The organism is Lysinibacillus composti (assembly GCF_016908465.1).
Lineage (GTDB): Bacteria > Bacillota > Bacilli > Bacillales_A > Planococcaceae > Ureibacillus > Ureibacillus composti_A.
The window spans coordinates 124,714-147,432 of record NZ_JAFBDY010000003.1; the positions used below are offsets into that span (position 1 = coordinate 124,714).

The 22,719-nt window shown below is 36.4% G+C and carries 19 protein-coding genes; 4 read left to right on the forward strand and 15 right to left on the reverse strand.

Annotated features, from left to right (window positions below; genetic code table 11):
* Nucleotides 1-84: 84 nt before the first annotated feature.
* Nucleotides 85-729, reverse strand: coding sequence for a TVP38/TMEM64 family protein (locus tag JOD29_RS05835; protein ID WP_124763702.1), 645 nt, complete (start codon nucleotides 727-729; stop codon nucleotides 85-87).
* Nucleotides 730-740: 11 nt separating this feature from the next.
* Nucleotides 741-1,292 carry a helix-turn-helix domain-containing protein gene (locus JOD29_RS05840; protein ID WP_124763703.1) on the reverse strand — a complete coding sequence of 184 codons (552 nt, stop codon included), beginning with the start codon at nucleotides 1,290-1,292 and terminating at the stop codon, nucleotides 741-743.
* Nucleotides 1,293-1,550: 258 nt separating this feature from the next.
* Here JOD29_RS05840 and JOD29_RS05845 point away from each other — a divergent pair, with 258 nt between their 5' ends.
* The gene (locus JOD29_RS05845; protein WP_239585586.1) at nucleotides 1,551-2,273 is read left to right on the forward strand and encodes an AzlC family ABC transporter permease; all 723 of its coding nucleotides are present in this window, start codon (nucleotides 1,551-1,553) and stop codon (nucleotides 2,271-2,273) included.
* Nucleotides 2,270-2,593: an AzlD domain-containing protein gene (locus tag JOD29_RS05850; RefSeq protein ID WP_124763704.1), complete on the forward strand. Its 324-nt coding sequence runs from the start codon at nucleotides 2,270-2,272 to the stop codon at nucleotides 2,591-2,593. Before JOD29_RS05845 ends, JOD29_RS05850 begins: the two co-directional genes overlap by 4 nt.
* 80 nt (nucleotides 2,594-2,673) lie before the next feature.
* On the opposite strand, the gene JOD29_RS05855 is transcribed toward JOD29_RS05850, so the two are convergent.
* From JOD29_RS05855 to JOD29_RS05900, 10 genes are all read right to left on the reverse strand, one after another.
* The gene (locus tag JOD29_RS05855; protein WP_124763705.1) at nucleotides 2,674-3,846 is read right to left on the reverse strand and encodes a PDZ domain-containing protein; all 1,173 of its coding nucleotides are present in this window, start codon (nucleotides 3,844-3,846) and stop codon (nucleotides 2,674-2,676) included.
* A gap of 126 nt (nucleotides 3,847-3,972) precedes the next feature.
* Nucleotides 3,973-5,424, reverse strand: coding sequence for a S41 family peptidase (locus JOD29_RS05860; RefSeq protein ID WP_124763706.1), 1,452 nt, complete (start codon nucleotides 5,422-5,424; stop codon nucleotides 3,973-3,975).
* A 102-nt stretch (nucleotides 5,425-5,526) separates the two neighbouring features.
* Nucleotides 5,527-6,246 carry a peroxiredoxin family protein gene (locus tag JOD29_RS05865; RefSeq protein ID WP_338088283.1) on the reverse strand — a complete coding sequence of 240 codons (720 nt, stop codon included), beginning with the start codon at nucleotides 6,244-6,246 and terminating at the stop codon, nucleotides 5,527-5,529.
* Between the two features lie 19 nt (nucleotides 6,247-6,265).
* Nucleotides 6,266-7,552, reverse strand: a complete 1,287-nt coding sequence (locus JOD29_RS05870) for a murein hydrolase activator EnvC family protein (RefSeq protein WP_124763707.1) — start codon at nucleotides 7,550-7,552, stop codon at nucleotides 6,266-6,268.
* Between the two features lie 166 nt (nucleotides 7,553-7,718).
* Nucleotides 7,719-8,615 (reverse strand): permease-like cell division protein FtsX, encoded by an 897-nt coding sequence (gene ftsX / locus JOD29_RS05875; protein ID WP_124763708.1) that lies wholly within the window; start codon nucleotides 8,613-8,615, stop codon nucleotides 7,719-7,721.
* Nucleotides 8,605-9,291, reverse strand: a complete 687-nt coding sequence (ftsE, locus tag JOD29_RS05880) for a cell division ATP-binding protein FtsE (protein ID WP_124763709.1) — start codon at nucleotides 9,289-9,291, stop codon at nucleotides 8,605-8,607. Before ftsE ends, ftsX begins: the two co-directional genes overlap by 11 nt.
* A 516-nt stretch (nucleotides 9,292-9,807) precedes the next feature.
* A complete protein-coding gene (locus tag JOD29_RS05885; protein WP_124763710.1) occupies nucleotides 9,808-11,040 on the reverse strand; it encodes an SHOCT-like domain-containing protein in 1,233 nt (410 codons plus the stop codon).
* 433 nt (nucleotides 11,041-11,473) lie between these two features.
* On the reverse strand, nucleotides 11,474-14,341 hold the full coding sequence (uvrA, locus tag JOD29_RS05890) for an excinuclease ABC subunit UvrA (RefSeq protein ID WP_124763711.1): 2,868 nt from the start codon (nucleotides 14,339-14,341) through the stop codon (nucleotides 11,474-11,476).
* Between the two features lie 6 nt (nucleotides 14,342-14,347).
* The gene (gene uvrB / locus JOD29_RS05895; RefSeq protein WP_124763712.1) at nucleotides 14,348-16,330 is read right to left on the reverse strand and encodes an excinuclease ABC subunit UvrB; all 1,983 of its coding nucleotides are present in this window, start codon (nucleotides 16,328-16,330) and stop codon (nucleotides 14,348-14,350) included.
* A 444-nt stretch (nucleotides 16,331-16,774) separates the two neighbouring features.
* Nucleotides 16,775-17,011 carry an IDEAL domain-containing protein gene (locus tag JOD29_RS05900; RefSeq protein WP_124763713.1) on the reverse strand — a complete coding sequence of 79 codons (237 nt, stop codon included), beginning with the start codon at nucleotides 17,009-17,011 and terminating at the stop codon, nucleotides 16,775-16,777.
* A 409-nt stretch (nucleotides 17,012-17,420) separates the two neighbouring features.
* Between JOD29_RS05900 and JOD29_RS05905 the strand changes: the two genes are divergently transcribed.
* Nucleotides 17,421-17,930 carry a competence protein ComK gene (locus JOD29_RS05905; protein ID WP_158610528.1) on the forward strand — a complete coding sequence of 170 codons (510 nt, stop codon included), beginning with the start codon at nucleotides 17,421-17,423 and terminating at the stop codon, nucleotides 17,928-17,930.
* On the opposite strand, the gene JOD29_RS05910 is transcribed toward JOD29_RS05905, so the two are convergent.
* On the reverse strand, nucleotides 17,924-18,295 hold the full coding sequence (locus JOD29_RS05910) for a YhjD family protein (RefSeq protein ID WP_124763715.1): 372 nt from the start codon (nucleotides 18,293-18,295) through the stop codon (nucleotides 17,924-17,926). The genes JOD29_RS05905 and JOD29_RS05910 overlap by 7 nt on opposite strands.
* 241 nt (nucleotides 18,296-18,536) lie before the next feature.
* On the opposite strand from JOD29_RS05910, the gene JOD29_RS05915 reads away from it, so the two are divergent.
* Nucleotides 18,537-18,842: a hypothetical protein gene (locus JOD29_RS05915; RefSeq protein WP_124763716.1), complete on the forward strand. Its 306-nt coding sequence runs from the start codon at nucleotides 18,537-18,539 to the stop codon at nucleotides 18,840-18,842.
* 131 nt (nucleotides 18,843-18,973) lie between these two features.
* On the opposite strand, the gene prfB is transcribed toward JOD29_RS05915, so the two are convergent.
* Both prfB and secA read right to left on the reverse strand, forming a co-directional pair.
* Nucleotides 18,974-20,081 (reverse strand): peptide chain release factor 2 gene (gene prfB, locus JOD29_RS05920; RefSeq protein ID WP_124763717.1). Its coding sequence is split into 2 segments (ribosomal slippage): nucleotides 18,974-20,005 and nucleotides 20,007-20,081, totalling 1,107 coding nucleotides; the frame shifts between segments, so codons are not numbered across the junction.
* 83 nt (nucleotides 20,082-20,164) lie between these two features.
* A complete protein-coding gene (gene secA, locus JOD29_RS05925) occupies nucleotides 20,165-22,675 on the reverse strand; it encodes a preprotein translocase subunit SecA (RefSeq protein WP_124763718.1) in 2,511 nt (836 codons plus the stop codon).
* Nucleotides 22,676-22,719: the final 44 nt, after the last annotated feature.

The window sequence follows — 22,719 nt, forward strand, 5'->3', positions numbered from 1 at the left end:
CCGAAGCTAGACACTGTTCAAAAATTTAAACTTTCTTACGCAATTTAAAAAAACGCCTCAACACGGAGCTGAGACGCGAAATTACTACTTATGAATAGATATTTTCATGTGTTTCTTTTGTTCACTTGCGCTATTTTTTAAATCATGTTCCACTCGCTTATTTAATCGCTTTTCAATCGTTTTTCCAATGACCCATAATAGAACGATCCCCACGCCAGCTGAAATTAGCTTCACTGGACTAGTTAATAAGTCACGTAAATCGTAACCTAATACGCTTATACTTAAAATCATGACAAACTTACCTGCCATAAGTACAAATAGATAATACTTTTTCTTAATATGAGATAATCCGGCCACCAAATTTACAAGTACCGACGGAGTAAATGGTAAACAAATAAAAATAAAAAGCGGGCTTAAGCCTCTCATATCAACCCATTTTATGAGCTTTTGTACTCTTTCTTTCTCTACAAATACTTTAAAACGTGGATGTTTTCCGAATCTACGGACAACTAGAAAGACAGCATATGAACCTAATACCGCTCCTATCCATGATAGTAGGAATCCAAACCATAAACCAAATGAACTTGCATTTGCTACAACGATTACTATAAGAGGGAAAAATGATAAAAATGCTTCTAGAAAAGGAAGAAGAATCCCAATCAATGGCCCAAGTGTCCGATATTGTTCTGCTAATGATTCTATGTTTTCAACTGTAAACCAATCGTGCACAAGTACCACCTCTATTTGTATTGTAAAATTAAATGTAGTATCGTTAAGTCATTTGTTGGATTTTCATATTGATGTAATAGATGGCCAGAAAACACGAGTGTTTCGCCTTCTTTCAAGTGTTCCTCCATCCCTCCTGATCTAATGATAACTTGTCCTTTAATGACTGTAATGGTTTCTTCTACACCTTCTGTATGTGCATCGCTTTTATGCACAACACCAGAGTCCATCTCAACTTTGTAAAATTCCCAACCTCGTTCTGGGTCATATGGAATGATGGAGTACACACGATATTTTCCGTCATTTTCAGCAACATATGTAGTAGAATTACTATCGTATTTTTTAAATTGTTCTTTAGGTGGTTGTAATAAGGAAGAAAATGAAATGCGTAAACCAGCCGCAATTTTCCAAATAGTTGAGACAGTAGGGTTTGCTTCCCCCTTTTCAATCTGAGCTAATTGGGCTTTACTTACATTAGTAGCTTTGGCAACATCATCTAAACTTAAACTCCGCTTAGAACGTATTTTTTTTAATTGATATCCAATATTCCGACTCATGTTTTCCAATATTTATCATCATCCTATTGTTTATTTAAATGTACAAATGTATAATATAAAAGACATTTAATGAAGTTAAATTTTACCTTTATATTATTATAGCTGAAGACCCTTTGTAATGGTCGACTAAATGTTGACTAAACTTTGTATTTGCTATAATGAATCATTAATCATCCTTTATAAGTAGAACGTTTTTTGTAATTTAATGGTTTCAAAATTGGCTTTTTAGTAAATCAAATCAATAATTGTAGAAAGGACTCGAAACTATTGGAAATCCAGACAAAAGTGGACCAATCAATCCATGAGCATACGTTTTTTCAAGGTGTAAAAGATTGTCTTCCAACCTTACTTGGTTATATAAGTATTGGATTAGCTTTTGGGGTAATCGGGATCACATCTAACCTTTCTGTATTAGAAATTTTCCTTTTATCTGTACTTGTTTATGCGGGTTCTGCGCAATTTATCTTTTGTGGTTTATATGTTGCAGGTGCTCCAGTTTCGGTCATCATCATTACAACCTTTATTGTAAATTTGCGTCATGTTCTTATGTCATTTACAGTTGCCCCTCATCTTACTCGTTACTCATCTTTACGTAATATTGGTTTTGGGACATTATTGACGGATGAAACGTTTGGTGTTGCCGTAACAAAACTATCAAAAGAAAATCGACTAGATGGAAATTGGATGGACGGCTTAAATTTAACCGCGTATTTAACATGGATCGCCTCTTGTACAATTGGGGGACTAGTTGGTAAGTGGTTACCGGACGCGCAAGGTTTGGGCTTAGATTTTGCACTTGTTGCTATGTTTGTAGCATTACTAGTTTTAAACCTAGTTGATGTCGGCAAAAACAAGCTTATGCATTATTTAAAACTGATTGGTTGGATGGCGATCATCATGTACATACTTTCATACTTCCTTCCAGGACATTTAGCGGTTCTAATTGCAACAGTCATCGTGGCTAGTATTGGGGTGGTGACTGAAAAATGACAACGACAGTAGCAATGGTGTTAATTATTCTAGGATGTGCCCTTGTTACATGGCTTCCTAGAATATTTCCTTTTATGTTAGTTCGTAATGTCAAGTTACCTAATATCGTATTACGCTGGTTAGCCTATATCCCTGTATGCATTTTAAGTGCACTTGTAATCGAATCTTTAATCAATTCAGAAGGAAAGTTTGTTACATTAAACTGGGTAAATGTTTGTGCATTTATCCCAACATTATTAGTTGCTATTAAAACAAAGAGTTTATCGATTACTGTTGTGATTGGTGTTGTGACAATGGCTATTATACGGAATTTTACATAGACATTTCTGCATATAAAAAGGCGATGCAAATTGATTTGCATCGCCTTTCTTATTACTTATCTAACGAATTCTAAAGTAAACTATGCATCTGCTAATAGGATGCCAATTTTATAATGATCATCACTATAAACAACATGTTGAGTAAGTCGAATTTCGTTTTCATGATTCAGTACTTCTAATCGACAATGTGCTGCATTAATTTGTAATGCTTCATATAATTCATGTTCGTTATGCACTTGTACTCCATTCACTTTTCGAATGATCTCTCCAGCAACTAGTCCCATCTTTTCTGCCGGTGAATCTGGTAACACCGCTGCAATCATTGCGCCATTTGATTTTGCAGAAACAGCATAGACAGCTTTTCTTTCACGAATTGCATAGACAACAGAGATCCACAATCTGAGAATCGCCCCGACCATAACAGTAACTAACCCTACAATCGGTTGGAAGTATGCAACTAATCCGCCTATCGTCACAAGCAATCCAAGTAGGATTACTGAACGACCCAATTTAGGGAATAGATAGGCAGGTAATGTGTTACGAGCCATTTGTTGAAACCCTACGATCACTGGGAAAAGAACAAGCGAGAATTCATTGGAACCCAACGAGATTTGAGGCCACCAAGGAAAATATGCTTGAAGTGAATTACCTGGAACGATGAGAAAAATAGGCAATAACCAAAGTTTTTTACTAAGAAAAGCTACTGCCCTCTTTCCACGCTTCGTATTCTCAATCATAGGTGAGGCAAAATTAGCTCCAGACTTTTTGATTAAGAGACCTTCTGCAACTAATAGTAAACCTACAACAATCGAGATTGAAACGACTGTCCCTCCAAACACATCAATGCCTTGAATATGAATTCCGAACAAGTTAATTGACCAGTTTTGGTTGTCCATAAGATAAAATGCAACTAACCCAACCGCCCCTATTACGATCGGTGAAAGGAAATGAAATACATACAATACAAGACCTATTAGACTAGCGATTGAAACTAAGTATAAGAAATCAATCGGCATGGCTAATCCAAAGACAATTGTGATGATCGAAATCACAAAGGACCATAATAGACCTTCTTTTATTAACCCAATTGTCTCTGACCAGCCCCATAAAATTCTTATATTAAAATATTTCCTTTCACGCTTTACACGACGATAACCTAAATATATTGCCATGAAAATCGCTACATAAAGAATGGGATTTAGAAACATTCTTCCTATTCCCAACACAATTTCTTTCACTATTTCAATGTTCATTCTTCCACCGCCTGTAAACTACTTAACTACTATAATTGTATCAAACGAAGTAATAGTAGCGGTAGTACAAAAAGAACGATTTCTCCCAGATTGATTGATTAGAAACATTAAGTTTTAATGATTTGATTATTTTAAATCACCGTCAATTTTATGCATTAAGACGCTGACCCCCATTTGGAGTTGCAAATCATGTTCAACATCTTCCTTATATGCAATAACCTGTTTTCGAATACTTTCAAAGAACTCTTCGTCCATTACTGCTCCAGTACGCAACTCATTTTTTTCACGATACTGATTCACTGCATCAGCAGTCTGGTCATCAAAGAATCCATCTGTTCGATTCACATCGTAACCTAGTCCGTTTAATACTTTTTGTACATAGGCAATTTCTTCACTAAAGGTACCTTCTTCAAAATCTCCTCTTAGAGGAAGAACTTCTAGAGCAAATAGCGGATGTTGCTCCACTTCTATATCTGCAGGAATTCCTACTCCGTGAATCCATTCTCTTTTTGGTGTAAGCCATTTATTTGTAGAGAGTTTTAATTCCCCACCATTTTGTAAATCCCATGTTTCTTGAACTGTCCCCTTACCAAAGCTATTTACTCCAACGAGAGTTGCACGATTCCAGCTTTTCACAGCACCTGCCATCACTTCACTTGCAGAAGCACTGCCATCATTTTGAAGAAGTACTAGTGGGAGTTTTCTCATTTTTTCTAGGTACGTTTTTTCAATACCTTCTAAAGGTGATGTCTTTAAAGCTTCCGTTGCACCCTCACCATTTTGCATATATGCAAATGTTTCTCCTGAGTCTTCAAGACTACTTACGACTGCCGCGACACTATGTAAATATCCACCTGGATTATCGCGTAAGTCAACAATGATTCCTTCAATATCCTGAGATAGGAGTTGCTTTGTAGCATCAACCCATTCTTGTGCGGTTTTTTCACCGAACATTGAAATAGATACATAGCCTACCTCTGTATCCTCTACTTTTAATACTTTTGCTGAGACTGTCTTATTATTAATCTCTGCGCGCTCTAACGTCACTTTTATATGACGCTCAGTACTTGGGCGATATAACACTAATGATATTTTTTCGCCCGCCTCGCCTTGAATTAATTGTAATAATTCGCCTAATGTTTTTCCTTCTACACGCTCTTTATCAACTTGTACAATTTCATCGTTCGGACGAATGCCTGCTTTTTCAGCAGGAGAAGATTTTACTGGCGATACGACGATAAACTTCCCATTTTTTTCAGTAATCTCAATACCAATTCCAACTCTTTGTCCTGCTAAAGTCTGTCTATGAAGTGCGGCTTCCTTTTCCGTATAATACGTGCTGTATGGATCTTTAATGGCATTCGCCATTCCTCTTAATGCCCCTTCGATTAATACGTCTTCTTTAGGCCCGTATACCGATTTTTCAGTGATTAATGAATAGGCTTGGTCAATGACAGGAAAAGAAGAACTTCCTTTTGTTTGTTCCTTTTCAGCTGATCCCCAACTTTTCCAAATTATAAAAGAAGCAGCAATTATACAAATCACCGCTAATCCTAAAAAAATTCGGCTCTTTCGCAACCGTATCCCTCCTCTCGTTCAATCTATGAAAAAACAAGAGCTCCTAATACTTGCACAAAGCCGAATTTTTGATTTAATTTCTTATTTTACAAAACTATCACGTTAATTTAACTCTTTTACGTAATGACTTAACGCCTCTTGATCTAACGGGCCAACTATATGACGCTGAATGCGGCCTTCTGTATCAATCATAAATGTTGATGGAATAGTTAATACTTGATAGGTTTGATTAACCCCTTCCTCTTCCATTAATAGAATAGGGAATGTTAGCTTATAACTATCAACAAATTTTTGAATATTATCAAGTGAACCATCAGAATATGTTAAGTTTACACCGACAATTTCAACATTTTCTTCTTCGGCATAATCATCATAATAATCTTGCAAATGGGGCATCTCTTTTTTACAAGGAGGGCACCAAGTAGCCCAGAAATTTAAAATTACTTTTTTACCTTTTAACTCTGATAAAGTGACCGTTTCACCTGATAAAGTACTCAATGTAAAATCAGGAGCAATTTGCCCTTTTTTAACACCGGATTCATTATTTTCAATATCCATTTCATAACCGAGAGCATAATCATTAATTTCTTCACTTGCCTCGATTTGTTTTTTTATGTAACTTCCAACCATGATCGCAATTAATGCGATCACTATGAGCAAGCCAATGCCTTTTTTCATGGGTAGATAACCTCCGCGAACGAACCATTCTGTCGGTAATTTACTATTTTCATGCATACATAATACCATAACTTGGTTGTCATATGGTTGTGTGAATCCGTCAATTGATTCAATAATAAAAGCAGGCTGGATGCTATTATGCATCACAACCTGCTTTTATGTTTTATAGAGAAATATAATTTAATGGATTTTGAACTCCTGCAGTTTGGCCTCTCCAAGTACCAATATGAACTTCGAAGTGTAAATGTGGACCTGTTGAACGGCCTGTAGTTCCCATATTGGCAACCTTTTCACCTTGTGCAACTGTTGTTCCGACACTTACATTATACGAACTTAAATGTGCATAAAGAGTTGTATAAATTTGACCATTGATTGAGTGAGTAATCATAATGACATTCCCATAAGTTCCTAAAACTCCTGCATAGGAAACGACACCGTCCGCTGATGCAATAATAGGTGTTCCAGCGCTATTGGCTAGGTCAACACCATAATGGAATTCTGGACCATAACCAAGATTACGCCATCCATAAGGGCTTGTTAAAACGCCATTTGTTGGTTTCATAAAGCCAGATGAAGATGTTGGTAAATTCCCAACCGCTTGACTTCCACCACTTTGTTGTTGTTGTTGCTGTTGCTGGCGTTGGCGTTCAATTTGACGAGCAGCTTCTAGTTGACGTTGTTGCTCAGCTTCAATTTGCGATTGTAAATCTTGGCTGATATCAAGATACTCAGAATACTCTTCTTCTAATAATGTTTTCTCTTTTGCAAGTTTAGCTTGCTCTGCCTCGAGTTGTTTAACTAATTGATTCTTTGCAGCTTTTTGAGAACTTAATGAAGATTTTAATCTTTGAAGTTCCGCTTGTTTGTTTTCAAGCTTTTTCTTTGTATTTTCTAGTACTAACTTTTGTTCCTCTAAAGATTTTTTATCTTCTTTTTGGTCTTGCATAATTTTTCGATCCGCTTCCATCAATGTGTTAACAGCAGAGAATCGGTCAATGAAATCTACGAAACTATTTGCTCCTAATAGCACATCGATATAGCTAATAGAACCACCTGCTTGAATAGCACGTGCACGATCTTCTAATAATGCATCTCGTTGATCAATTTTCTCTTGAAGTTCTTTGATTTGCTTTTGTAATTTAGCAATCTCATCATTTGCAGTATTAATTTCACCTACAACAGAATTGATTTGACCATTTGTTTGAGTAATTTTATCGCCAAGCTTTGTAATTTGTGAAAGCAATTGATCTTGCTTTCCTTTAATTGTTTTAATCTCACCTGACTTTTTATTAATTTCACTATTTAATACATCTTTTTGATGATCGACTTCATTTTTTTTCTCTTTTAAATCAGACAAATTCGCTGCATATGCACTTGGCACTTGAACAATCAGTAAAGTCGCTATTAGTGCGGCGAATAGTTGAATCGGTTTTTTCGATATTTTCTTCAACAATCAGGACTCCTTTCAACTTATCAAGACAGATTCTCCAATTCATACAATCGTTTACTTTGCTTTGTTGAATTGATCATGGTAAGACTTTTTGCATGTTTTTCAACAATAATCCTTCTAAAGAATCCGACAATATTAGATGAATGGGTTGTGTATCTAATTTCAATTATATCTTTAAGAACTTACGAACTGACATAAAGCTTCCCCATACTCCAATGAATAGACCAAGCAATAAGATTAATGCATTAACTTGATAGATTAATGGACTGATATCAAGAAGTTGTAATAACTCACCTTTTAATTTTGGTGCTATTATCTTATGGATATTGTAGTAAGCGATTGTAACAAATGTCATTGGAATGACTGAACCTAAAATTCCAAGCCATGCCCCTTCTAATACGAAAGGAATTCGAACAAATGAGTTGGTTGCCCCAACAAGTTTCATAATTTCAATTTCATCTCTACGTGCAATAATCGTAATACGAATAGTATTTGAAATTAAGAAAATCGCGGTGAAAAGCAATCCTAAAATAAGTACTAAACCAACATTTCGGCTTGTATTTAAGAAGCTAAATAACTTTTCAACTTTTCCTTCGCCATAGATCACATCATATGTATTGTCCAATTTCTTAATTTTCTCAGCAATTTTTGCAGTTTCTTGTGGGTTTGCTGCTTTTACATACAATACATTGTGTAACGGATTACTTTGTTCAAATAAACTTAAATCTTCACCAAAATCTTTAATTAATAGATCGAGTTCATCTTCTTTCGATGAATAAACAACCGTTTCTACACCTTTTAAACTCTTAATCTCTTTTTGTAATTTACTTTCTGCTGTTTTTGCTTCATCTTGATTTTCGATGATATCAATTAAAACACGGATTTCCACATCATTTTCAATGTCATCCGCTACTTTATTGAGGTTCATCATAATAATCGCAAACACACCAACAAGTAATAGCGTCACTGTTACAGCACTTATGGATGCAAAAGTCATCCAGCCATTACGAGTTAAGGACTTTAAACTTTCTCGGAAGTGTCGTTGAATGGTTCTACCCCTCATAACCGTAGTCACCTCCGTTAACATCACGGACAATCAAGCCGCCTTCAATTGCAATAACACGTTTTCGGATTGTATTTACAATTTCACGGTTATGTGTTGCCATCACAATTGTTGTGCCCATCGTATTAATTTCTTCAAATATATTCATGATTTCCCATGAAGTTTCAGGATCCAAGTTACCTGTTGGTTCGTCTGCGATGACTACTTTCGGCATATTCACAATCGAGCGTGCAATAGAAACACGTTGCTGTTCCCCACCAGAAAGTTCACTTGGCAACATTCGAACTTTATGCTTCAGCCCTACAAGCTCTAACACGTCCATTACTCTTTTACGAATTTGCTTCGGATGTTCTTCAATAACTTCAAGTGCAAATGCTACATTTTCATATACTGTCAATCTTGGTAATAACTTAAAATCCTGGAATACTACACCTAATTGGCGGCGTAAAAAAGGCACTTGATTATTTTTTAACTTTGTAAGATTTGTACCATTAATGATGACATCACCTGATGTTGGTTTTTCTTCACGATACATTAATTTAATAAATGTTGATTTCCCAGCTCCACTTGGTCCAACAACATAAACAAATTCTCCTTGCCTTATATCTACTGTAATTCCATTGGCTGCAACTACACCATTGGGGTATTTTTTATAAACATTATTCATTTCGATCATTAACTAACTCACCTAAGTTCTATGAATCTATATTTTTTCCATGTTCCATTATAACACTGATTAGTAGCGATAATATTACAAATTGTTATCAATCAAACTATAAATCTACGTATTTCGGTAAAATTTTGACACTAAACGATATGAGTGATAGGCGCTTTGTCATATCTGCAACTAGATTTCCTAGTGTATGTTAAAGTTCCTCTAGAAATCATTGGTGTGGTATTTGCTTGTAGTCTAATCAGAGGGAATTGTATCTCAAAAGAATGAGGTAAAAATGTTTCAAATGCCTTTTACTACATAATTCCATTTATTTCTATAAATTCCTCTATTATTTTTGTCGAAATTTTATCTATTTTACATGATTAAGGAAAAAACACTCTTATCTGAACGAAATAATTGGAAGAAGGTTCGTCTTAGTAAAAAGTAAAAAGGCAAATCATCTTATTAGGATGATTTGCCTCTTGATTTAGTGGTACATTAACCTGATTGCTTAACTTAAACAAGGTCCGTAAGCAATTACGCCAGATATCGGACGATAATGCTTCCTGATCGTGTTTCTCCGCTTAATTTTAATACGGGTTGATTTTCTAATATTTTATCAAAACGTAATGTCTTTTGTAAAAACTGATCTTCTTCGGAACGTTTTTCGATATCGGCTAAGCCAACATCCGTTTTCCCAAAGTTTGTTGAAACTTGTCCATTAAGTGACAAAGTTTTCGGAATATACATTTCCACTGCACCAGCAACAGTACGTGCTTTTAATTTCCTTGCTGATGAGCTTGTTGTCGTTACAATCACTGCTCCATTAACTGATTCAGCTTCTACTTCTTGTATGTCTCCATCAATGTAAATACGACCATTGACTGTTTCGGCCTCTAAATCTTCACCTTTCACATGGCGTAATTCAATTGAGCCATTGCCAGATTGGATATCTGCATTTTGGAATGTACTTTCATCTATCTTAATTGCTCCGTTATACGTTTTAACTTTCAATAGCTTAGCATCAAGATTTTGAATTGTTACACCGCCATTTAGTAAACGCAATAAAACAACATCATATTGTTGTTTAGGTACAACTAGACGTAAGTTCACTTGTGACATTTTTGTTGTAGTAGAAATCGTTAATTTACCATTGATGAAGGTTACAAAATCCTGAACGAATCTTTCTTTCGACAGGTCCTCATCTTGATTGGCAGCAGATGTTTTAATTTGAGCTTCAATTAAAAAACGCTCATCTTCTGCTTTTACAACGTCAACGCGTCCATTTGGAATATCTAATTCAATTCCTTTAATTTCAGCTGCATCAAAAGAATAGGTTTTATCAAACTCGACTTTGTTCCCAAACGGAAATTCTAAATCGAAATCTTTAACTTTAGAAAATGTAGAATTCATTACGTCCATCATGCGGCTACTGAACTGTGATAAGTCTTGTTTCAATTCATTTACGAACTGATTAGCAGATTCTTTATTGTTAAATATATTTCCAAAGAGATCTTCAAATCCGGATGATTTTGATTTCGTTTGTTCATTTTTTGTCTCACTGTATTCATGGTGCTCTTGTGATGAATGACTTTGTGTGGACACATCCTCTTTTACTGGTTGTGATTCTTGGCTTACGACCGGTGGATTTGCAGGTAATTGAGTGGATTCATTTTGCTTTGACAACGCTTCTAGTAAAACAATGGCCTCATCTGCAGAGATTGTTCCGTTTTGAACTAACTGTAATATGCGCTTACGTTCATTTTCCATAATGAATAAAAATCCTCCCTCTAATTTGTATACCAATTATACGACGAGGGAGGGAAAAAAGTTTCAAAAAAGCACTCGAAACTTCAAATATTTCTGTTTTTTTACACATTTATCAATCAATAACGCCTTGGCGTAATTGCGTCCAGATTTTGAATTGCGCTTGGGCCTACAGGATGTAGGTCAGTTAGCCGTTGTCGCACGGATGCGACGATTTTAGGCTAACTTCCACTTATAACTCCTCTCAAAATCCGTGACATCCGCCGGAGTTTAGGCCAACACGATGTTGGTCACTCAGACGTTGCCACAGGACGTGGCGCTCTTAGTCTGAGTTCATTTATTTAAGTAGGGGTTTAGACCCCCACTAAAAAAGGAAAATTGTCTATTCATTTCCCACCTACAGAGGAGAAGTTTTATGATGAATGAAGATAATGGCTTATTTATTGGTTGCCTCTTCAAGCACCGCTTCCATTCGTTTACGGTCACGCTCTAAAATTGGTTTTAAGTAGCTACCTGTATAGGATTCTTTTACTTCTGCAATTTGCTCAGGTGTTCCTGTTGCCAAAATCGTGCCACCTTTATCGCCGCCTTCTGGACCGAGATCAATGATATAATCAGCTGTTTTGATGACATCTAAATTATGTTCGATGACAAGAACAGTCTCACCATTCTCAACAAGTCGCTGAAGAACGATTAAGAGTCTTGCAATATCATCTGCATGAAGACCTGTAGTTGGTTCATCTAAAATGTAGAAGGACTTCCCTGTTGAACGTCGGTGTAGCTCAGATGCTAACTTCACACGTTGCGCTTCTCCACCAGATAGAGTTGTGGCAGATTGTCCAAGTTTCATATAGCCCAGTCCTACATCTACAATGGTTTGTAATTTACGATGAATTTTTGGAACATTTTCAAAGAAAACTACTGCATCCTCTACTGTCATGTCTAAAATTTCTGCGATATTCTTTTCTTTGTAACGTACTTCCAATGTTTCACGATTAAATCGTTTCCCATGACAAACTTCACAAGGAACATACACGTCTGGTAGGAAATGCATTTCAATTTTAATGATTCCATCACCGCGGCACGCTTCACATCGTCCACCCTTAACATTGAAGCTAAATCGTCCTTTTTTATATCCACGTACTTTAGCCTCGTTTGTTGAAGCAAATAAATCTCGAACATCGTCAAAAACACCTGTATATGTGGCCGGGTTTGATCGAGGTGTTCGACCAATTGGCGATTGGTCTATATCGATTACTTTTTCTAATTGTTCAATACCTGTGATTTCTTTATGTTTGCCTGGTTTTGTTCTTGCCCGATTCAATTTTTGTGCAAGAGCTTTATATAAAATCTCATTAATAAGTGTTGATTTCCCTGAACCAGATACGCCTGTAACTGCAATGAACTGACCAAGCGGTATATCGACTTTAACATTCTTCAAGTTATTTTCGGATGCACCTTTAATGGATAATTTACGACCATCTGGTTTACGACGTTCTATTGGAAGCGGTATAAACTTTTTCCCACTTAAGTAGTTTCCTGTAATAGACTCCGGGTTGTTCATGACTTCTACTGGTGTACCAGCAGCAACAATTTCACCACCATGAACTCCTGCACCTGGGCCAACATCAATTAAGTAGTCGGCAGCCATCATTGTATCTTCATCGTGTTCGACAACAATTAATGTATTACCTAAGTCTCGCATTTCTTTTAACGTACCAATTAAACGGTCATTGTCACGTTGGTGTAACCCAATCGAAGGCTCGTCCAGAATATAAAGTACACCTGTAAGACGTGAACCTATTTGAGTAGCAAGACGAATACGCTGAGCTTCCCCACCCGATAATGTACCAGCAGCACGAGAAAGCGTTAGGTAATCTAAACCAACATTAATTAAAAAGCTTAAACGCTCCACGACTTCACGAATAATTAGTCGAGCAATTTGTATTTCCTTTTCACTTAAAGTGACATTCGAGAAAAATTCGTACATTTCTCCAATGGAATGCTCAGTTGCCTCTGCTATGTGTAATCCTTGTACTTTTACAGCTAATGTCTCAGGTTTTAATCGATATCCTTTACATGACGGGCATTTATGTTCTGTCATATATTTTTCCATTTGTTCCCGTACATAATCAGAAGATGTTTCACGATATCGTCGTTCAACATTACTTACAACGCCTTCAAATAAAATATCTTTATCGTGAATAGAGCCAAATTCATTCTCGTAATAAAAGTGAATGAGGTCAGGTCCTGACCCGTAGAGGATTTTATCCATTTGGTTTTTTGGTAATTCCGATACAGGAACGTCCATTGGAATGCCGTAATGTTCACAAACTGCTTTTAACAGCTGAGGATAATATTGAGAACTTGTTGGTTCCCAAGCAGCAATGGCATGTTCTTCTAATGTTCTACTCCAATCAGGAACTAACAGGTCGAGGTCCACCTCTAATTTTGTTCCTAAACCATCACACGAAGGGCACGCACCAAAAGGACTGTTAAATGAAAACATACGTGGTTCTAATTCGCCAATGGAAAATCCACATAATGGGCAGGCATGGTGTTCACTAAATAGTAATTCCTCATGTTCCATCACATCTACTAAAACACGACCATCCGCAAGTTTTAGTGCAGTCTCAAGCGAGTCACTTAATCGAGAAGCAATCCCATCTTTTACAACAATACGGTCAACCACAACTTCAATATTGTGTTTTTTATTTTTATCAAGTTCAATAGAATCGTCTAAATCTTGCATTTCACCATCAATACGTACACGAACAAACCCTTGTTTTTTCAAGTCTTCAAGTAATTTTACATGTGTTCCTTTTCGACCTGAAACAATCGGGGCTAGTAATTGCATTTTTGTACGTTCTGGATATTCTAATAGCCGGTCCACCATCTGTTCAATTGTCTGTGAAGTAATCTCGATTCCATGATTAGGACAGATTGGTTTTCCAATGCGTGCAAATAAAAGGCGTAGATAATCATAGATTTCTGTCACCGTCCCAACAGTAGACCGTGGATTACGACTCGTCGTTTTTTGGTCGATGGATATTGCAGGTGACAAACCTTCGATTAAATCAACATCTGGTTTATCCATTTGCCCTAAAAACTGACGAGCATATGCAGAAAGGGATTCTACATAACGACGTTGCCCTTCTGCATAAATCGTATCAAAAGCAAGCGAGGACTTACCTGACCCAGACAATCCAGTGATGACCACAAGTTGATCTCGTGGAATTGTGACATTGATATTTTTCAAATTATTCGAACGTGCACCTTGCACGACAATTTCTGTATTTTTCAAGCTAGGTCACCCTTCTGTTTTCAATTCAAAGATTGTATCTCTAAGTTCTGCTGCACGTTCAAAATCAAGTGCTTTTGCTGCTTCTTTCATTTCTACCTCAAGCGACGTAATTAACTTTTCTAGTTCTGATTTCGTTAATTTTTTACCTTTCGTCACTTTCGTTACATATGTTTCTTCCTCTTCGGCAGCTTGTGTTGCTCGGATTAATTCTGGTATTTTCTTTTGAATCGTTTTTGGAGTAATGCCATGTTCTTTATTATAGGCTTCTTGTATTGTTCGACGACGTTTCGTCTCATCAATCGCTTTTTTCATGGAATCAGTCATATTGTCAGCATACATAATAACATGCCCATTTGAATTACGTGCCGCACGCCCAATCGTTTGAATTAATGAACGTTCTGATCGCAAAAAGCCTTCTTTATCGGCATCGAGAATAGCTACAAGTGAAACTTCCGGAATATCTAAACCTTCACGCAGGAGGTTAATTCCTACTAATACATCATGAGTACCTTTACGAAGTTCTCGAATGATTTCAATACGTTCTAACGTTTTAATTTCCGAATGAAGATATTCAACCTTAATACCGATTTCTTTTAAGTAAGCGGTTAAGTCTTCCGACATTTTCTTCGTTAAAGTTGTGATTAGAACACGTTCTCCTTTTTCTACACGTTGATTGATTTCACCAATTAAATCATCAATCTGGCCTTCAATAGGACGTACTTCAATATTAGGATCTAATAACCCTGTTGGACGAATAATCTGCTCTACCATTTCAGGTGTATGTTCGATTTCATATGGACCTGGTGTTGCCGAAACAAAAATTGCTTGATGAATATGTTTTTCAAATTCCTCAAATCTTAATGGACGGTTATCAAGCGCTGAAGGTAGACGGAACCCGTGCTCAACTAATACACCTTTACGAGCTTGGTCTCCATTGTACATTCCACGTACTTGCGGTAAGGTTACGTGACTTTCATCCACCACTAGTAAGAAATCTTCTGGGAAATAATCTAGTAAAGTATATGGAGTTACCCCAGCTGGTCTTAATGTTAAATGACGTGAATAGTTTTCAATTCCCGAACAAAAACCCATTTCTTTCATCATTTCCAAGTCATAGTTTGTGCGTTGTTCCAAACGCTGAGCTTCAAGCAACTTATCTTCAGCTCTTAATTTCGCAAGTTGTTCTTCTAATTCAGCTTCTATATTTTCAATTGCTTTAAGCATCTTTTCTTCACGCGTAACGAAGTGAGATGCTGGGAAAATGGCAACATGATCTCGGTCCCCTATAATTTCGCCAGTCAATGCGTCTACTTCACGAATTCGGTCAATCTCATCACCGAAAAATTCTACACGAATACATTTCTCATCACGTGATGCCGGGAAGATCTCAACAACATCGCCACGTACTCGGAAAGTTCCGCGTTGGAAATTTACATCATTACGTTCAAATTGTATATCTACTAATTTTCGTAATAGTTGATTTCGTTCAATTTCCATCCCTGTACGAACTGAAACAACCAATTCACGGTATTCTTCTGGATTCCCTAAACCATAAATACAGGATACCGAAGCAATAATAATGACATCTTTTCGTTCAAATAAAGCACTTGTTGCTGAATGTCGTAATTTATCAATTTCATCATTTATGCTGGAATCTTTTTCAATATATGTATCCGTTTGCGGTACATAAGCTTCAGGTTGAAAATAGTCATAGTAACTTACGAAATATTCAACTGCATTATTTGGGAAAAATTGCTTAAACTCACTATAGAGCTGTCCTGCAAGTGTTTTATTATGAGCAATCACGAGTGTAGGCTTATTTACTTCTTTAATGACATTTGAAATGGTGAATGTTTTCCCCGTTCCAGTTGCACCAAGTAATGTTTGATAGCGTTTGCCTTCATTTACTCCTTGAACAAGCTGTTCAATTGCAGCAGGCTGATCTCCACTCGGTTTGTACGCTGACTGCAAATCAAAAGTTTCGGTCATTCATTGTTCGTCCTTTCTCCCAATTCTTGTATTTATATTTTAGCATAACCAATTTAAGAATAACATTAATATGCGAACGTATATTCTAAAATTTACAATAGACTGGTCAAAGTAATGCTTTACTTATATAGGTGAAGAATCTTTAAACTTTGCTAGACAAAATTAAAAAGCCGCCACTCTGAACCCTATTCTTGTTAGACAGTTGCTAACAATAGTTAGAAATAAGTTCAGCACCAAGGCGACTTTTCAAAAAATATTTATGTTGTTTAATGCGCGTATCTATACTTGTACTTTTCACCAATTCACTCTACCAATTATGATCCGACATCGTAAAATAACTTACTCACCAATATTCTATATTGACTTTCCACTACTATAAAAAATTCATTTAATTCTTGAGGTATTTAATCACTAAATTCTCCGTGCACGTAGACTGCCTAGCATTTAACTACTCTCTTGCAGCTCGTTTAATTCCTGAGCATATTTGTAAAACGCTGCCTCATTTTTTTCATCTAATGCATTATCGATGAAATTTTTCAACTGTTCGATTCTTTGAAGTCTTTTCATTCTGTTTAAAAACAAGTCCAAATAAATGTCATTCAATAACTTTTCAGATTCATTTGCATGTTGAGAGTGTCCAACTGCTTTAAGAAAATCTGTGTATGAATAAAATTTATCCATCGATATCACCCCGATTCCCTTTTTTCTATTATAAAAAATCTAATTTCAATTTGCAATATTTTCTGAAAAATATATTAATTTATTTATCTATTAAAGAAATAATAATTTCGCTATGTATTGGACGTCATTACTCAAAAATATGTTCGCATTTTTTATTACGATGCGATCACCAATGTCTAATAGTCCGAATTGTTATGAACTTATAATTACACTACATTTATACTGGTTCAATAGTACCCGTAATTTACAAAACATTAGTTAAAATGTATCTGTTTTTATCGAACAAATTGTAACGCTATTGTAAATCTTTTGAAAATTAGTAAGTATTATGTTGAAAACACTCGAATTTCAATTTATGATATTTGTAAATCGGCCGATTATACTACTTTCATACCAGGAGGAAACTATTTTGAAAAAAGGAAATTTTGTAGATTCATATTGTGTAACACGAAATACTTACATGATCGAACCAATTCATCTGGACAACAACAAAACATATTCACGTGTATATGATAAGGGCGGTGAAGTCCTCGTCTCACAATCACCACTTAAAATAATCAAAGAATCTTGTAAGAATATGTCCATTAATTATCATGCTGCACGTCAGTTTGCTAAAGAATTCTTTGGAGAAGAAAAACATAAATTACCGATTTCTATTTCTTATGCTAATGGTTTTCCATGTGTTTTCTTCCCGCTTTTATCACCAGATTCATCAGATAATTGTTGGATTGGACTACATGCCATTATCAACTTCAAAAAAGTAAAAAATTGTACAGAAATCACTTTAAAGGATGGACGAGAACTAACTCTACAAGTTCATTCCTCATCATTTAGTTCACAATATGTTTATTCGACAATGTTCCAAATATATATTAAAAATAAAAGACAAGAAATTCAAAATGACTTTCCTTTCTATTGATTCTGATTCTTCGATGCGATGAACAAATAAAAATTAAGTAGATCTTCAACCTGATTGCGGAGTCGTATATTTGAATACCTTCTCACTTCCATTGTTTGTTGAAAGTGAAAAGAATACTCCGTAAACAATTCATCTGAACTACCACGAATTACTTTTAATTGATGTTCTTTTAAATATGTTTTTGTTTTTTTCAGATCATCCAATGCACTTTCCTTCGCTTTTTCAATTAGTTTTATATATGGACGCTTCAGTTTAAACTGTCCAGCTTCAACTTCAGCATAATCCTTTTCTAACACGGTAAGAAGCATTGGTAAGTAAATTGCCGATTCTAAATACGGGACAGTTTCAATGGGAATATGCGCCACAAAAACCCCTCCTAAGGAACGTTTGTTCGTATTATTATTTTACCCCTACTCATACAATTATGCAATTGTATTTCAAGTGGGAAGATTTTGCTTATTAGGAGGGGGTTGAAGTTTTGTATACAAGTGTTTCTTTACGAAATCTTAACTAAACTGACAGTATTGAACTGAAAAATCCACCCACTATAATAGTTAAGAGTAATTAAATTCGTATAAAACAAATCTTTAAAAGGAGGAATGCATGATGAGTGAAAATGAACAAGTTCTACAAGCTGTGATGGAACTATCATCAAAAATGGATGAGCATTTTAAAGCGCTTAATGGGAGAATGAATTCACCTGAGAGTAGAATGGACTCTCTTGAAAATCGAATGGATTCGCTTGAAGAAAAGGTTGAACGAAACCATTCAGAGTTACTTGGCAAAATTAATACGATCAACGAAAGACTCGACACCATTGATGAAAAACTTGGAATACTCGCAAATGATACATTAAACACAAAAGCTGAAGTGAAGGTATTAAAAAAAGCGATGAATATGACGAACCTGTAACCCTTAGTTTGTTACATAGTAGTCTTTTCATAAATACAAAACAAAATACTCCAAGACAGACGCTTCATTCAGAATCCTCTAGACTAGAAAAGGGCTTCATCTATTCACCACAGATGAAGCCCTTTCTAATATTATTGTCCAATTCGAGTTCGTAAATAAGCATTAATGAAACCATCTAGTTCTCCGTCCATAACTCCTTGAACGTTACCAGTTTCAAAACTTGTACGGTGGTCTTTTACCATTGAATATGGGTGGAAGACGTAAGAACGAATCTGTGAACCCCAGCCAATTTCTTTTTGCTCTCCGCGAATCGCATCTAACTCAGCTTGTTGTTTTTCAATTTCTAATTGATACAACTTCGCTTTTAACATGTTCATTGCTTTATCGCGGTTTTTAATTTGTGAACGCTCCGCCTGACATGATACGACAACACCTGTTGGGATATGCGTAATACGAACAGCCGAGTCCGTCGTATTAATATGCTGTCCACCTGCACCTGTTGCACGATACGTATCAACTTTTAGATCTTCAGAACGGATATCGATTTCAATCTCATTGTTAAATTCTGGCATGACATCACATGAAACAAAAGATGTATGACGACGACCTGCAGAATCAAAAGGCGAAATACGTACTAAACGATGTACACCTTTTTCAGCTTTTAAATAACCATATGCATTGTGACCTTGGATTAACAATGTCACGGATTTAATCCCAGCTTCATCACCTGGTAAGTAATCCATTGTTTCTACTTTGAAACCGTGCTGTTCTGCCCAACGTGTATACATACGAAGAAGCATTGAGCCCCAATCCTGTGATTCCGTACCACCAGCACCTGGGTGAAGTTCTAAAATTGCATTGTTTTTATCATATGGTTCACTTAGAAGCATCTGTAATTCAAATGCATCCATTTTTTGTTGGAACTCAACAAGCTCGTTACTTAGCTCTTCTTGCAGCTCTTCATCTGGTTCTTCCTTTAGTAGCTCCAAAGTCATTTCTAAATTTTCATGCGTATCCACTAAGTCATTAAATTCATTCACAACTGCTTTTAGAGCATTGGCTTCATTAATAACTGTCTGTGCTGCATTTTGGTCATTCCAAAAGTCTGGCATTAACATCATTTCATCTAATTCTTGAATACGTGCCTCTTTGTTCTCTAAGTCAAAGAGACCCCCTGAAGTCCGCCAGTTTCTTGGCTGAAGTTTCTAAAACATTTCTTACATCTGCAAATTCAAACATTAATCATTTCCTCCGTACAAATAAAATTGAGAAAACCGGGCTGCCAACTTTGACAGCCGCGGTTTATACATAAAAAACCTTAATTAATTCGTTACACCGTGACAGTTTTTAAACTTCTTGCCACTTCCACAAGGACATAAATCATTTCGACCAATCGTTTCAACTTTACGAACCGGTTGTTTTTTCTTTGGTGCTGCATCATCTTCTTTTGGGTTAACTGCTTGTCCCTTTGCAACTTCTTCACGTTCTAAGTTGTTGCGGATTTGTGCTTTCATCGCATATTTCGTTACATCTTCACGAATTGAATGCTTCATATCTTCAAACATCGCAAAGCCTTCGTTTTCATATTCACGTAATGGGTCAGTTTGTCCATAAGCACGTAGGTGAATCCCTTGACGTAACTGATCCATTGCATCGATATGATCAATCCATTTTGTATCAATTGAACGAAGTAAAATAACCTTTTCGAACTCACGCATACGTTCTGGCGTAAGTTGTTCTTCTTTCTCATTGTAGCTTTCTTGAACTTTAGAGTAAATGAAGTTAATGATTTCTTCAGGGGATTTCCCTTCAAGGTCACTAGCTTTAATAACCCCTTCATCTAAAAGGTTAGCTTGAATATAATCTTCAAGTGCTTTAAAGTTCCAATCTTTTTGATCACCTTGTGTATGGATCTGCACAATCTCTTCGATTGATTCTTGAATCATTCCCTCAACTAGGCCGCGCATATTTTCAGTTTCGAGAACTTCCGCACGTTCTTTGTAAATGACTTCACGTTGTTGACGTAGAACATCATCGTATTGTAATAATCGTTTACGCGCATCAAAGTTGTTACCTTCTACACGTTTTTGTGCACCTTCAACTGCTTTCGAAACCATTTTGGACTGTATCGGTTGAGTATCATCCATACCCAATCTTGTCATCATATTTTTCATATTGTCTGAACCGAAACGACGCATCAATTCATCTTCAAGTGATAAATAGAATTGCGTTACACCAGGGTCCCCTTGACGTCCAGAACGACCACGTAACTGGTTATCAATACGGCGAGATTCATGGCGTTCAGTCCCAATGACAGCTAAGCCACCGACTTCCAATACACCTTCACCTAATTTAATATCCGTACCACGACCTGCCATGTTTGTGGCAATCGTTACCGAACCTTTTTTCCCAGCATCGGCGATAATTTCCGCCTCACGTTCATGATTTTTCGCATTTAACACGTTGTGAGGAATTTTATGTCTATCTAAAAGTTGAGAAATGATTTCAGAAGTTTCAATCGCAACTGTCCCAACTAAAACAGGTTGTCCGATTTTATGACGCTCTGCGATATCAGCAGCAACCGCCTCGAACTTACCTTTCATAGACGCAAAAATTAAATCTGCACGGTCATCACGTTGAATCGGTCTATTTGTTGGGATTACGACAACATTCATATTATAAATGTTACGGAATTCCTCTTCTTCCGTTTTCGCTGTACCTGTCATACCAGATAGCTTTTGATACATACGGAAGTAGTTTTGGAATGTAATTGTTGCCATTGTCATCGATTCATTTTGAATGTCTACACCTTCTTTAGCCTCGATTGCTTGGTGTAAACCATCTGAATAACGACGGCCTTTCATTAAACGCCCTGTGAAACTATCAACAATGATAATCTCGCCCTCTTGCACGACATAATCTACATCAAGGTGCATAGACACGTGTGCTTTCAACGATTGATTGATCGCATGAAGTAAACGTACATGAGTTAAATCAAATAGGTTGTCAATACCGAAGGCACGCTCCGCTTTTGCAATCCCACTTTCTGTTAATGTAACGCCCTTAGTTGTTTCTTCATAGGAGTAATCCTCTTCTGCCTTTAACATACGAACGAAAGCATTTGATTGTACATAAAGTTTTGCTGTACGACCGGCTTGACCAGAAATAATAAGAGGTGTACGCGCTTCATCGATTAAAATGGAGTCAACTTCATCGATTACGGCATAATGTAGCTCACGTTGTACTCGCTCTTCTTTATAAAGCACCATGTTATCACGTAAATAGTCAAAACCTAATTCGTTGTTTGTGCTATATGTAATATCTGCTGCATAGGCTTCGCGTTTCTCTTCTTTTGAAAGGCTATTTAAGTTTAAACCAACTGTTAACCCTAAAAAGTTATAAAGTTCACCCATTTCACCTGCATCACGGCTTGCAAGGTATTCGTTGACTGTTACAACGTGCACGCCTTTGCCAGTGATTGCATTGAGGTAAACAGCCATTGTGGCAGTTAACGTTTTACCTTCCCCTGTTTTCATCTCAGAAATATTTCCATCATGTAATGCCGCTGCACCCATAATTTGCACACGGTATGGAAACATCCCTAATACACGGCGAGCGGCTTCACGACAAACCGCAAACGCTTCAGGAAGAAGTTGGTCTAAAGATTCTCCATTTTCATAACGCTCTTTAAATTCAATTGTTTTTGCTTTTAACGCATCATCCGATAATTGTTCCATTGGAGATGCAAATGACTCAACTCGATCAGCAATCTTTTCTAATTTCTTTACTTCTTTTTTATTGAAATCAAATAATTTATTTAAAATGTTCGCCATGAATTTCACATCCCATATAGTCTCATCTTCCATTTTATCATCTA